Consider the following 12,912-nt stretch of genomic DNA (forward strand, 5'->3'; position numbering starts at 1 on the left):
GCCCGGTGTATTTCACCGGGCGGACGGACTCGTCCCGTTGAAGGAGAAATCCGGATGTCTCGCTACTTGCTCATACTTGCTGCTGCTGCCGTCGCAGCGCCTCTTGGTTCGGCTGCGATGGCGGCGGATCCCCCGCAGAAGGCCGATGTAACCGCGCGTGACAGTCGTGGTCGGCCCACCGAGGTCTCAATCGATGGTACGACCTACAAGGTCTGCTCGGCGACGATCAAGGACAGCTGCATCAATCCGAGTCAGATCGGCGTCAAGCGCGACGCTACCCGCAGCAAGTCCACCAGCCACAAGAAGAAGTAACGAACGATCAGGGGGCGCGGCGCAGAAAATGCAGCCGCGCCTTGCCTACGTCGCGCGTTGATTCGATCTCGAATCCCCGGATCGAGACGGCTTCGTCACGCCCTGTTTCGAGGCTGATCCAGGTCTGCTCGCCGATCCAGCCGAGCCGCGCCAGCTTGTCTATGGCGACGGCGCCCGCACCCGTGTCGTAAGGCGGATCCAGCAGCACGAGGTCCAGCGTGTCTTTCGCCGGACCCAGTGACAGCACTGAACTCGCCCGCACATCGCATTGTGCCTGGGCGCGCAAGTTGGCGATATTGGCGCGGATCGCGCGGATCGCTCCTGCGTCCTGATCGACGAAGAGGCAATGCGCCGCCCCGCGTGAAAGCGCTTCGAGCCCCAGCGCGCCCGATCCCGCGAAGAAATCGGCGACCTTCAGCCCCTCGAACGTGCCGAGGCGGCTTGCCAGCATCGAGAACAGCGTCTCGCGCGTGCGGTCCGCCGTCGGGCGCGTGGTGTCGCCCTCGGGCGTCACCAGCTTGCGTCCCCGCCATTCGCCCGCGACGATCCGAAGGCCGGTCTTTGCGACGGGTGCCTTCACGACTTGTCGACCGGCAGCGTCTTGCGGAAGTTTTCCAGATCGCGCTGGGATATCTCGATGACCATGCCCTTGGGCAGGTCGAGCAGGCGGATCGGACCGTACGACGTGCGAATCAGGCGGCTGACCTGAAGGCCGAGATGTTCGAGGACACGGCGGACTTCGCGGTTCTTGCCTTCGGTCAGCGTCATTTCGATCCACTGGTTGCGCCCGGTGCGGCGCTCCATGTTGGCGTCGATTTTGCCGTAGATCACCCCGTCGACCTCGATACCTTCGATCAGGTCTTCAAGCTGCGCCTGCGAGATGTCGCCGAAGGTGCGGGCGCGATAGGTGCGCGGCACGCCGGTAGCAGGCAGTTCCAGCCGGCGCTTGAACTCGCCATCGTTGGTGAGCAGCAGCAGGCCTTCGGTATTGAGATCGAGGCGGCCGATCGGCATCACGCGGCCCGCGCCTTCAGGCAGGGCATTACGCAGCGCGGTGTAGATCGTCGGGCGCCCGGCGGGATCGCGCTCGGCGGTCAGGAGACCGGCGGGCTTGTGGAAGGCGAAGAGGCGGGTGTCCTCGGCGTCCTTCACCGGATTGCCGTCGACCGTCACGCCTCGGAGGTTCGCCAGCACAGTGGAGGGGGTCTCGATGACCTCGTCGCCCAGCTTCACGCGGCCTTCGATAATCAGGCGCTCCGCCTCGCGGCGGCTGGCGATGCCTGCTCGGGCGAGCAGCTTGGCGATGCGTTCGCCTTCGCGGACGGGCATGCCGGGCGTCTTGGCCGTGGGCGCAGCCGCGCGCGGAGCGGCGGATACGGGGCGAGACGGGCGCGTGCGCCGCTCATCGCGATATCGGTCGCCGGAGGGGCGTTCGTCCCGATAACGGTTGCCATAGCGGTCGCCTCTGGGGCGATCGTCGCTTCGGTATGCGCCGGGCTTACGTTCGCCGAAACGGCGTTCGCCGCCTTCGCGTTCACCGGAACGACTGCCGGACGGCTTGGTTCCGAACGACAGGGCGTCATCGGGCCTGCGCGGACCACGGCCGTATACAGGCCGGTCGCTGCGGGGGGCATCGCTGCGTGAGCCGTTGCCGCGAGGATTCTCGCTGCGAGGTCCGTTATTGCGGGGATTATCGCTGCGGCCGCGTTCGCCGCGAGGGAAGCCATCGCGCGGGGCGCCGCCGCTGCGGCCGTCACCACGTTCACCGCCGCGGCTGCCGCTGCGACCACCACCGTTGTCGTCGCGACTGCGGTTATAGCGGTCGCCGCTAGGACGATCGTCGCTCCGGTAATCACCGGATTTCCGTTCACCAAATGTGCGCTCACGGGCCTTGTCGCCAAAGGACTTGCCCTCGGCAGGTTTGCGCGGACCGCGACCGAATTGGGGCCGATCGCCTCGGGGCGCATCGCCGCGCCGGTTCTCGCTGCGGGGGCCATCACTGCGAGGGCCATCGCCACGGGGACCATTGCTGCGGGAACCGGCGCCACGGCCACGTTCGCCACGGTGAGAGCCATCGCGCGAACCGCCGCCGCCACGCTTCGGGCCGCCGGATTTAAAAGGAGGTTTGGACATTCGCCCGCCCATACCTGTTGATCGTCACTTCATCCAGCCTTCCCTTCGGCCAAGTGCGCGCTAGGTTGCTGCAGGATCGCATTTTGGAGGGATTACAGCGTGGACGCCCATAGTATCGAACAGCGTCGCGGCGTCTGGGATTCCGTCAAACCCTATTTCGAGAAAGAATCGCTGGCAGCCTTCGCGCTGGGGCTCTCCTCGGGCTTCCCTTATGCGATGATCGGGGCGACGCTGACGACGCGGCTGGCGCAGGACGGAATCGACAAGAAAACCGTCACCGCCTTCACGCTCGCGTTCCTCGTCTACAATCTCAAGATTTTCTGGGCCTGGATCATCGACGGCGTGCGCCTGCCGGTGATCGGCGGTCTGGGCCAGCGCGTCTCGTGGATGCTGGTCTGCGGCGTTCTGGTGATCGCGGCGGTGCTCAACCTTGCGTTCGTCCAGCCGCTGCCCAACGCCATGGCCGCGACCGTGATCGCCGCCGTGCTGGTAGGCGCGGCGGGCGCCAGCTTCGACATCGTGATCGATGCTTACCGGATCGAGACGCTCAAGCCCTATCAGCTCGGCACCGGCTCGGGCATGAGCCAGTATGGCTGGCGCATCGGTTCGGCCGGGGCGGGCGCGCTGGCGCTGGTTGTCTCGGCGCGCCATGGCTGGAGCGCCGGTTATGCCGTCTGCGCCCTGTTCGCACTGCCCGCGATGCTGACCGCGGTGCTTCTGGGTGAGCCGGCGCGCCGCAAGGTGGTCGTCCAGAAGCGCGGCGTTGTCGAAGTCTGGAGCTCGATCGCGGGGCCTTTCGCCGAGTTCTTCCGTCGCAACGGCGCGTGGCTGGTGCTGACCTTCATCCTCGTCCACAAGATTGGCGACACGCTGGCGAACCTGACGTTCCGCCTGCTGTTCGACGACCTTGGTTTCTCGAACGACGAAATCGCGCTTTACGATGTCGGGCTCGGCTTCTGGGCCTACCTGATCGGCGTGTTCATCGGCGGCGTGGCTTTCGCCAAGATGGGCCTCAAGCGCTCGGTCATGCTTTCGCTGGTGCTGATGGGCTTCTCCAACCTCAGCTTTGCAGCGCTGGCGGCGGCCGGACACAGCAACTGGGGCATGGCCGGGGCGATCGGCTTCGAGAACATTTCGTCGGGCTTCGGCGGCGTCGTCGTGATCGCTTACTTCTCGGCGCTCTGCGACCTTCGCTTCACCGCCGCGCAATACGCGCTGATCTCGGCAGGTGCGAGCGTGGTGGGCCGGTTCCTCACCGGCACCACGGCGGGCGCGATGATCGAGACCTTCGGCTACGTGAACTTCTACCTGCTCACGACCGTTGCATCGCTGCCTGGCATGGCGATCTTCTGGTGGATGTGCCGCACCGGACTGGTCGATCAGGCCATGGGCACGGCAGGCGAGGACGTTGCCGAGCTGGAAGCGGACGCCTGAGCAGTTAGTCCGGGATCTCGTCGTTGGCGCGCAGGACCTCGCCCGAGAGGTAAAGCGAACCGGCGATGAGCACCGGTAGGCCGTCCTCCGGCAAGGCGGCCAGCGCTTCTTCCACGTTGCCTGTGGCCAGAGCGGAGGGGCCGAAACTGGCCGGGCCGTGGCAGTCCTGACCCGGAACCGGCACTGCATGAATGCTGACGATGGAGTCGCGGAGCGGCCCGGTGAGCGCGCGCGGGTCCTTGTTCGCCAGCATGCCGATCACGAGATGCAACCGCTGTCCCGCGAAATGACGGGCGATGGCAAGCCCGGCGTCGGGATTGTGCCCACCGTCCAGCCAGACTGCCCGCGCACCGGCATGGCGCGTCAGCGGGCCTTGCGAGAGCAATTGCAGCCGGGCAGGCCAGCGCGCGGCGTGGATGCCGTCCGCCATGGCCTCGGCAGAAACACTCACCCGGTCCTGATGTCGTAGCATGGCCACGGCTAGCGCCGCGTTTTCGGCCTGATGCGTGCCGGGCAGGCTGGGCAGGGGCAGGGTGAGTTCGCCGTGTCGGTCCGAATACTCGATCACGTCGCCCACGCTCGCGTCCCAGTCGCGCCCGCGCATGTGCAGCGGGGCACCGGCGGTCAGGGCGGCGCGCTCAATTTCGAGTTCGGCGCTTTCCGGATAGGCCAGCGTGATGACCGGGGCGGGGCTGCGGACGATTCCGGCTTTCTCGAAGGCGATGCGGGCGAGGGGCTCTTCCGGCGCGCCGACCTCGGGCCGCAACAGGAAGGCCTCGTGATCGATGCCGAGCGTGACGATGCCGCAGGCCGCCGGATGCTCCAGCACATTGGTGGCGTCTAGCCGGCCGCCGAGGCCCACCTCGATCACGCAGGCATCGGCAGGCTCGCGCGCGAAGGCGAGGAAGATCGCTGCCGTCGTCACTTCGAAGAAGCTGGGCTGAAGGTCTTCGCCCGCGTCGAGCACTTCGGCCAGCAGGTCGGCCAGCATGGCGTCGGAGATCAGCTTGCCGCCAAGCCGGATGCGCTCGTTGTAGCGCACCAGATGCGGCTTGGTGGCGGAATGGACCTTCAGGCCCTGCGCCTCCAGCATGAAGCGTAGGTAAGTGCAGGTCGATCCCTTGCCGTTGGTGCCGGCGACATGGAACGTGGGCGGCAGGCGTTTTTGCGGATTGCCCAGCCGTTCGAGCAGGGTGTGGATCGTCTCCAGCCCGAAGCGCCCCTGCGGAAGCGAAAGCGCGGCGAGTCGGTCAAGCTGGGCCTGAACGCGCGGGTCTTCGGAAACGGCGAAGTCTTTCATGGCACCCGTCCGGAAAAGCACATCGCGGCAAGCCTTGGCGGCCGCCGCGATGCACGGATTGCGTCGTCGTCACGCGTTGCGCAATGACGAAATTAAGTGGGATCAGCGCGCGGCGTGGACTGCCTCAGCCAGCGCCGAGGTCAGCGCGCGCAAATGCGCCGGTGCTTCGGCGCCGTGCTGCTTGACCAGATCGACCAGCGCTGAGCCTACCACCACGCCGTCCGCCACTTTGGCGATCGCGCTGGCCTGCTCGGGCGTGCGGACGCCGAAGCCGACTGCGACGGGGATCGAACTGGCGGCCTTGAGCCTGGCCACGGCATCCTCGATCGAGCCTTGCGCGGCCTGCTGCATGCCGGTCACACCCGCTACCGAGACGTAGTAGAGGAAACCCGAGGAGCCTTCGAGCACGGCGGGAAGCCGCGCGGCGTCGGTGGTGGGCGTGGCGAGGCGGATCAGCGAAACGCTCTTTCCGCGCAGGGCAGGGCCGAGTTCGGCGTCTTCCTCGGGCGGAATGTCGACGCAGATCACGCCGTCGACGCCGGCCTTCGCGCATTCGTCCGCGAACCAGTCGGCGCCGCGCGCGATCATCGGGTTGGCGTAGCCCATCAGCACCAATGGCACGTCTGCATGCCGGGCGCGGAATTCGCGGGCCATGCGGAAGATGTCGGCGGTCCTTGTGCCGGCATCGAGGCTGCGGATGTTCGCTTCCTGGATCGCCGGGCCGTCGGCCATGGGATCGGTGAAGGGCATGCCGAGTTCGATCACATCGGCGCCGCCTTTCACGAGCGCGTCGAGATTGGCGGCAGTATCACCGTCCCCTCCGGTGATGAAGCAGACGAGCGCCGGGCCTTTGGCGAATGCGGTTTCGAAGCGGGTCATTGCTTAAAGCTCCACACCCAGCGCTTCGGCGACGGTGAAGATGTCCTTGTCTCCGCGGCCCGAGACGTTGACGACGAGCAGCTTGTCTTCGTCCATCTGTGCCGTCAACTGCGGCAGCGCGGCCAGAGCGTGCGAGCTTTCGAGCGCCGGGATGATGCCTTCCAGTTCACAGCAGAGCTGGAACGCTTCGAGTGCCTGCGTATCCGTGATCGGCACGTAGTTCACGCGGCCGCTCTCATGCAGCCACGAATGCTCGGGCCCTAGGCCGGGATAGTCGAGACCGGCCGAGATCGAGTGCGCCTCGGTGATCTGGCCGTCCTCGTCCTGCAGCAGATAGGTCTTGTTGCCGTGGAGGATGCCGGGCTTGCCGCCGGTCAGCGAGGCGGCGTGCTTGTCGGTATCGATTCCGTGGCCTGCCGCCTCAATGCCGGTCATCTGGACTTCGGGATCGTCGAGGAAGGGGTGGAACAGGCCGATCGCGTTCGATCCGCCGCCTACGGCCGCCACCAGCATGTCGGGCAGGCGGCCTTCCTTCTCCAGCATCTGCTCGCGGGTTTCCTTGCCGATGATCGACTGGAAATCGCGCACCAGCTCAGGATAGGGGTGCGGGCCGGCAGCGGTGCCGATGATGTAGAACGTGTCGTGGACGTTCGCGACCCAGTAGCGCAGCGCGTCGTTCATCGAGTCCTTGAGGGACTGCGAACCGCTCTCGCAGGAGATCACTTCCGCGCCCAGCAGCTTCATGCGGAAGACGTTGGGCTTCTGGCGCTCGATATCCTTGGCGCCCATGAAGATCTTGCAGGGCAGGCCGAAGCGCGCGGCGACAGTGGCGGTGGCGACTCCGTGCTGGCCCGCGCCGGTCTCGGCGATGATCTTCGTCTTGCCCATGCGGATCGCGAGCAGGATCTGGCCGATGCAGTTGTTGATCTTGTGCGCGCCGGTGTGGTTCAGCTCTTCGCGCTTGAAGTAGATCTTCGGGCCCTTTCCGGCAGGCGCAAGGCCCCGGAAATGCTCGGTGATGCGGGGCGCGAAGTAGAGCGGGCTCGGGCGGCCCACGAAATCCTTCATCAGCGCGTCGAATTCCGCCCAGAACGCCGGGTCCTGCTGCGCCTTGCGGTATTCCTTCTCCAGATCGAGGATCAGCGGCATCAGCGTTTCGGCGACGTAGCGACCGCCGAACTGGCCGAAGTGGCCGGTCTCGTCGGGCATGTTGCTGAAACTGTTCACGGGCGTCTGTGCGGTCATGATCCGGCCGATTGGCAGAGCCGCGCGGCCAAGTCCAGCGCGCTTTGTCGGTTCGGGGATGTTCCGGGCCGTTCTGCGCGCTTCAGACCTTGCATGGGGACGGTCGGCCCGTTTTCAATTGCAAAGCATGCAACTATGCAAACGCTATTAGCAATATAATGTCTGTAAGTGGCAGTTTCATGACGTTTCCGGGCAATTATGAATTATTTTGTTCATCCGGGCGAAAGGATGGGGGGCGCAGCGGGTCCTTCCCCGGTGAGGGCCGGGGGAAAATTTGGAGAAAAAACATGCGTATTGCACTCGTTTCGCTCGCCGCGGTTGCTGCCGTGGCCGCCGCCACTCCCGCCCTGGCCAATGAAGCGCGCGTCGAAGCTCGCACCGGCATCATCTGGGACGGTAGCGACAGCGACGCAGTTGCAGGCGTTGCCGCTGGTTACGACTACGACCTGGGCAACAAGTTCTTCGCTGGCGTCGAAGGTTCGGCCGACAAGGTCCTGACCGGTGGCACCCGCGTTTCGTGGGGCGTTGGCGGCCGCGTTGGCATGAAGGTCACCCCGACCACCAAGCTCTATGCCAACTCGACCTGGCAGTCGAAGTTCAGCAAGTACGGCAACAGCGCCGTTGCTGTTGGCGGCGGTGTTGAGCAGGCTCTCGACAGCCGCTTCTACGCCAAGGCTGAATACAAGCACCTGCTGGTTGGCGACAACACCCCCGATGCGGACCTCGGTCTGGTCGGCGTTGGCGTGAAGTTCTGATCTAGCTGCTTCCGGCCCGAATCTGCCACCGAGGCGTCGGGCCGGGGGCAACTGACTGGAATCGCTCCACTGTGAGCGTAAGCCAGGAAAGGGCGGCCCATGAGGGGGCCGCCCTTTCTCGTTTGTGGGTCTGTTCAGAGGCTGCGGACGGCGCGCACGAAGGCATCGATCCGGTCGGAGTCCTTGACGCCGGGAGCGCTCTCGACGCCCGAGGACGTATCCACCAGCGGCGCGCCGGTCAGCCGTACGGCTTCGGCCACATTGTCGGGCGTAAGGCCGCCCGCCAGGCCCCAAGCCACCGGGCCCTTCCATTGGGCGACAAGGCTCCAGTCGAAACTCAGCCCCATGCCCCCGGGTAGCGTGCCCTTGGGCGTCTTGGCATCGAACAGCACGAGATCGACGGCACCGGCATAGGCGGCGGCTCTGTCGGCATCCTCGGCCGTCGCGACGGAGAGGGCCTTCCACACCGCGACACCGTAGCGTGCGCGCAGTTCGGCGGCCCGTGCGGGGCTCTCGCTGCCGTGAAGCTGGAACGCGTCGAGGCGGGCGCTCGCCACGGCCTCTGCGATCGTTGCATCATCGGCATCGACGAACAGGCCGACGCGGCCGATCCGCCCTTCGGCGCGCGCTGCCAGCAGGGCAGCCTCGGCCGGCGTGACGTTGCGCGGGCTTTTCGGAAAGAACACGAAGCCTGCGTGGTCGGCGCGGCCGCGAATCGCGGCTTCGAGGGCATCGGGCGTGCTTATCCCGCAGATCTTGATCGCCGCTGTTGGCATGTCGTTTTTCTGGCCTAGATTGCGGCCCCGATGCTTAGGGGACCGATGATGAACCGACTGACGCGCTATCTAGTGCCATTTGCGGCCGTCGCAATGCTGGCGGGTTGCGGCATGAAGGAGTCGTTCGCGGACGCCGGGCTGGAAGTGGCGAAGTTCCACCGCGCGCTTGATGCCGGGCGTTCTCAGGAAATCTGGAACAACGCGGATCCGCAGTTCCGCAGTGCCAGTCAGCAGGCGCAGTTCGCGAAGCTGATCGACGCGGTGCATCGCAAGCTCGGCAAGGTGCGCGCCAGCAAGCAGGTGGGCTGGAACGCCAATGCTACCACCGACGGCACGTTCGTCACCCTGACGATGCAGACGACGTTCGAGCACGGATCAGGTGTCGAGCAGTTCGTCTATCGCAAGCGCGACGCGGGGCACATGGCGTTGGTCGGCTACAATATCCAGTCGCAGGACATGATGCTGGATTGACCAGCTTGCCGCCTTTTTGGGGCGGGCATTGGATTTTGGGATTCGCGCAAAGACGCAAAGGCGCAAAGAGGTGGTGTCATCGGCGAAGCCGCTTTGTTATTCGGCGGTATCCGATGGCGCCGCCTCGCGCGGGAAGGAGTACCTGCGGTGCAGGGTAACTCCTTCGTGCCTTTGCGCCTTTGCGCGAATTTATATTTTACGGTGCCAGTTCGAACTGAACGGTGAGGTTCATCGACATCTGGAGTTCACCGGCGGCAACCGGCGGGGCAGCGGGGGCCATGTCCATCGACGCCTTGCGGGCGAACATCACCGGCATCGGCGCGTTACCGCCACCCTCGCTGATCGAGACCACGCGGACGACGCGAAGTCCTGCGGCGCGGGCGTAGAGGTCCGCGCGGGCGCGGGCGGTCTTGATTGCGTCGGTGCGGGCCTCGTCCTGAGCGGCGGCGGGTTCGGAGAGCGTGAAGTCCGGGCCGTTGACCTGATTGGCACCAGCGGACACCAGTGCGTCGATCACGTTGCCGGTGTCTGCCAGCTTGCGCTGACGCACGGAGACGGTGTTGGTGGCCTGATAGCCGACGATCTCACGCGGTTCGCCCGCGAAGCTGCCGTCCGGCTGGCGCTGCATCGGGGCATAGACCGGGTTGAGGCTGAGGTTGGTGGTCTGGATGTCCTTGTCCGCCACGCCTGCCTTCTTCAACGCAGCGATCACGCGGGTCATCGCCTGCGAGTTGGCGCGCATGGCCTCGCTCGCGGTCTTGCCCTGGGTGGTCACCCCGGCAGAATAGCTCGCCATGTCGGGCGTGCGGGTGGACGAGCCATCGGCATTGACGGTCAGCAGCGTGTGCCCGGCCTCGATGGCGGGAACGGTCTGTTGCGCCATGGCGGCAGGGGCGGACGCCATCGCAAGCACGGCGAAGGCCGTTGCGGCAAGAAGCTTGGGGGATTTCATATAGTCGCACTCTCCATCCATCGGGATCGGGCCATCAGGACCGGATCAACGATCTGCGTCCCCCGAGGTTGCCCGGCGCTGAACCGTGCATTTCCGGGGGATGAATGGAAAGACGGAGCCATGGTCCTGCGACCTTGGCTCCGCTGCGGATCACACCCCGGTCAGAGTGTGGCCTCGATTGCGCGCGCGGCGGCGAGAGGATCGTCCGCGCGGCTGATCGGGCGGCCGATCACCAGTACGCTGGCGCCGTCGTCGCGGGCCTGGCGCGGGGTGACGATGCGCTTCTGGTCGCCATTGCCTCCGTTGTCGGGACGCAGGCCGGGAACCACGAAGAAGCCGTCCTTCCACTGGCTGTGGATCGCGCCGACTTCGTGGCCGGAGCAGACGATACCGTCGAGGCCGGCAGAATGGGCCAGTTCGGCAAGGCGCATGGCCTGCGCTTGAGGCTCGTCGTTGACGCCGATGGCGGCAAGGTCGTCACCGTCGAGGCTGGTCAGCACGGTGACGGCCACCACCTTGGTGTTCTCACCCGCGGCGGCCTTGGCATCTTCCATCATCGCGCGGCCACCGGCGGCATGGATCGTGACGATCGAAGGCTGCAGCACGTGGATCGCCTGCATGGCGCCGGCAACGGTGTTCGGAATGTCGTGCAGCTTCAGGTCGAGGAAGATCGGCAGGCCCAGCTTGTGCAGTTCATGCACGCCGTGGTGGCCGTGGGCGCAGAAGAACTCCAGCCCCAGCTTGATCCCGCCGATATGCCCGGCGACCTTGCGGGCCAGCGCCTCGGCAGCGTCGAGGCGGGGCAGGTCGAGGGCGAGATAGACGGGATTGTTGCTCATGGGATCAGACTTCCGGGGTGGGATCGAGAGTGGAGGGAACGGGCGTGGTGGACGCCGGTTCGGGGGCGGTCATGGACGGCATCGAGCTGGCGCGCAGCGAGTTCTCCAGTGTGGCGATGCGGCGGTTCAGCCGCCAGCGCACCGCACGCAGGTAAAGCCAGACCGGCGTCATGCCGAGGCAGAAGAACAGCAGCGCGACGACGCCGATGGGCCATTCGAAGTGAACGTAGTTGCCATCATCGAGCGGCCAGAAATTCACCGGAACCTTGGCCCAGTTCATCGCAATGAAGGCGACGAGGATCGCAGTGATGGCGATCCACAACACGGTGCGGATGATGTTCATGCTTCCTCCGGCAATTCCTGCAGGTGTTCCTGCAAGTAGGTCCCGCCAATCGCGCCGATGCTAGGCGCGATTGGCGGCCATGGGAAGTGTCGGTGGACCGCTTAGTTCCCGAAAACGCGCGCGAAGATCGTATCCACGTGCTTGAAGTGGTAGTCGAGGTTGAACTTGTCCTCGATCACTTCGACGGGCAGCGCCGCCGTGACTTCGGGATCGGCCTTGAGAAGTTCGAGCAGCGAGAGCTGACCGTCCGATTCCCAGACCTTCATCGCGTTCCTCTGCACCAGACGGTACGACTGGTCGCGGCTGAGGCCGGCCTGCGTCAGCGCCAGCAGCACGCGCTGCGAGTGGACGAGGCCGCCCATGCGGTCGAGGTTCTTCTGCATGCGCTCGGGATAGACGAGCAGCTTGTCGATGACGCCGGTGAGGCGGGCCAGCGCGAAGTCGAGCGTGATCGTCGCGTCGGGGCCGATGAAGCGTTCGACCGAGGAGTGCGAGATATCGCGCTCATGCCAGAGCGCCACGTTCTCCATCGCCGGCACCACGGCCGAGCGGACCACGCGCGACAAGCCGGTGAGGTTCTCGGTCAGCACCGGGTTGCGCTTGTGCGGCATCGCCGACGAGCCCTTCTGGCCGGGCGAGAAGTATTCTTCCGCCTCAAGCACTTCGGTGCGCTGGAGGTGGCGGACTTCGATGGAAAGGCGCTCGATCGAGCTGGCGATCACGCCCAGCACCGCGAAGAACATGGCGTGACGGTCGCGCGGGATCACCTGCGTCGAGACCGGCTCGACCGCGAGGCCCAGCTTGTCCGCGACGTAGTCTTCCACTGCCGGATCGACATTGGCGAAAGTGCCGACAGCGCCCGAGATCGCGCAAGTGGCGACTTCCTCGCGGGCGGCAAGCAGGCGCGTCTTGCAGCGCGCGAATTCGGCATAGGCTTCGGTCATCTTGAGGCCGAAGGTCACCGGCTCGGCATGGATGCCGTGGCTGCGGCCGATGGTGGGGGTGTACTTGTGCTCTTCGGCGCGGCGCTTGATCGCGGCGAGCAGGGCGTCGAGGTCCGCCAGCAGGATATCGGCGGCCTTGACGAGCTGGACGTTCAGCGTGGTGTCGAGCACGTCGGAGCTGGTCATGCCCTGGTGCATGAAGCGCGCTTCGGGGCCTACCTGCTGGGCCACCCAGTCAAGGAAGGCGATCACGTCGTGCTTGGTCACGGCCTCGATCGCGTCGATCGCGGCGACGTCGATGGTCGGGTTCGTGGCCCACCAATCCCACAGGGCCTTGCCGGCGCTGGCGGGCACGGTGCCCATTTCGCCCATCTTCACGGCGGCGTGGGCCTCGATCTCGAACCAGATGCGGTAACGGGCTTCGGGCTCCCAGATCGCGGTCATCGCGGGGCGGGCGTAGCGGGGGACCATCTTTAGACTCCTATGGCTGACGCGCGTGCCGCTAGGCTGGCAGGGCTCCGAAGGCAAG

At 65.8% G+C, this 12,912-nt stretch carries 14 protein-coding genes; 4 read left to right on the forward strand and 10 right to left on the reverse strand.

What is annotated here, in order from left to right; translation table 11 throughout:
• The first annotated feature begins 54 nt into the window (after nucleotides 1–54).
• The gene (locus tag AC1VVM_RS09370; protein WP_132384894.1) at nucleotides 55–312 is read left to right on the forward strand and encodes a hypothetical protein; all 258 of its coding nucleotides are present in this window, start codon (nucleotides 55–57) and stop codon (nucleotides 310–312) included.
• Between the two features lie 7 nt (nucleotides 313–319).
• Here AC1VVM_RS09370 and rsmD read toward each other — a convergent pair whose 3' ends face one another.
• A complete protein-coding gene (rsmD, locus tag AC1VVM_RS09375) occupies nucleotides 320–892 on the reverse strand; it encodes a 16S rRNA (guanine(966)-N(2))-methyltransferase RsmD (protein WP_132384895.1) in 573 nt (190 codons plus the stop codon).
• Nucleotides 889–2,445 (reverse strand): pseudouridine synthase, encoded by a 1,557-nt coding sequence (locus AC1VVM_RS09380; protein WP_482903683.1) that lies wholly within the window; start codon nucleotides 2,443–2,445, stop codon nucleotides 889–891. The genes rsmD and AC1VVM_RS09380 overlap by 4 nt, the downstream gene beginning before the upstream one ends.
• Before the next feature lie 99 nt (nucleotides 2,446–2,544).
• Here AC1VVM_RS09380 and AC1VVM_RS09385 point away from each other — a divergent pair, with 99 nt between their 5' ends.
• Entirely contained in the window at nucleotides 2,545–3,879 is a 1,335-nt protein-coding gene (locus AC1VVM_RS09385; protein WP_482903684.1) for an MFS transporter, read from the forward strand.
• Nucleotides 3,880–3,883: 4 nt separating this feature from the next.
• Here the strand turns inward: AC1VVM_RS09385 and AC1VVM_RS09390 are convergent, their stop codons facing one another.
• The 3 genes from AC1VVM_RS09390 to trpB form a co-directional block, all read right to left on the reverse strand.
• The gene (locus tag AC1VVM_RS09390; RefSeq protein WP_482903685.1) at nucleotides 3,884–5,179 is read right to left on the reverse strand and encodes a bifunctional folylpolyglutamate synthase/dihydrofolate synthase; all 1,296 of its coding nucleotides are present in this window, start codon (nucleotides 5,177–5,179) and stop codon (nucleotides 3,884–3,886) included.
• 102 nt (nucleotides 5,180–5,281) lie between these two features.
• On the reverse strand, nucleotides 5,282–6,058 hold the full coding sequence (gene trpA / locus AC1VVM_RS09395) for a tryptophan synthase subunit alpha (protein ID WP_482903686.1): 777 nt from the start codon (nucleotides 6,056–6,058) through the stop codon (nucleotides 5,282–5,284).
• Nucleotides 6,059–6,061: 3 nt separating this feature from the next.
• Entirely contained in the window at nucleotides 6,062–7,303 is a 1,242-nt protein-coding gene (trpB, locus tag AC1VVM_RS09400; protein ID WP_482903687.1) for a tryptophan synthase subunit beta, read from the reverse strand.
• Between the two features lie 287 nt (nucleotides 7,304–7,590).
• Here trpB and AC1VVM_RS09405 point away from each other — a divergent pair, with 287 nt between their 5' ends.
• Complete coding sequence (locus AC1VVM_RS09405; RefSeq protein WP_482903688.1) at nucleotides 7,591–8,058, forward strand: outer membrane protein; 468 nt, start codon at nucleotides 7,591–7,593, stop codon at nucleotides 8,056–8,058.
• Between the two features lie 134 nt (nucleotides 8,059–8,192).
• Here the strand turns inward: AC1VVM_RS09405 and AC1VVM_RS09410 are convergent, their stop codons facing one another.
• A complete protein-coding gene (locus AC1VVM_RS09410) occupies nucleotides 8,193–8,834 on the reverse strand; it encodes a phosphoribosylanthranilate isomerase (protein ID WP_482903689.1) in 642 nt (213 codons plus the stop codon).
• Between the two features lie 48 nt (nucleotides 8,835–8,882).
• Between AC1VVM_RS09410 and AC1VVM_RS09415 the strand changes: the two genes are divergently transcribed.
• Nucleotides 8,883–9,305, forward strand: coding sequence for a DUF4019 domain-containing protein (locus AC1VVM_RS09415; protein WP_482954970.1), 423 nt, complete (start codon nucleotides 8,883–8,885; stop codon nucleotides 9,303–9,305).
• A 196-nt stretch (nucleotides 9,306–9,501) separates the two neighbouring features.
• Here the strand turns inward: AC1VVM_RS09415 and AC1VVM_RS09420 are convergent, their stop codons facing one another.
• The 4 genes from AC1VVM_RS09420 to purB form a co-directional block, all read right to left on the reverse strand.
• Nucleotides 9,502–10,257 carry an SIMPL domain-containing protein gene (locus AC1VVM_RS09420; protein ID WP_482903691.1) on the reverse strand — a complete coding sequence of 252 codons (756 nt, stop codon included), beginning with the start codon at nucleotides 10,255–10,257 and terminating at the stop codon, nucleotides 9,502–9,504.
• 161 nt (nucleotides 10,258–10,418) lie between these two features.
• Nucleotides 10,419–11,096 (reverse strand): orotidine-5'-phosphate decarboxylase, encoded by a 678-nt coding sequence (pyrF, locus tag AC1VVM_RS09425; RefSeq protein WP_482903692.1) that lies wholly within the window; start codon nucleotides 11,094–11,096, stop codon nucleotides 10,419–10,421.
• 4 nt (nucleotides 11,097–11,100) lie between these two features.
• The gene (locus AC1VVM_RS09430) at nucleotides 11,101–11,439 is read right to left on the reverse strand and encodes a LapA family protein (protein ID WP_132384905.1); all 339 of its coding nucleotides are present in this window, start codon (nucleotides 11,437–11,439) and stop codon (nucleotides 11,101–11,103) included.
• A gap of 101 nt (nucleotides 11,440–11,540) precedes the next feature.
• Complete coding sequence (gene purB / locus AC1VVM_RS09435) at nucleotides 11,541–12,854, reverse strand: adenylosuccinate lyase (protein WP_482903693.1); 1,314 nt, start codon at nucleotides 12,852–12,854, stop codon at nucleotides 11,541–11,543.
• Nucleotides 12,855–12,912 lie beyond the last annotated feature (58 nt).

This window comes from Novosphingobium sp. BL-S-33, assembly GCF_056857025.1.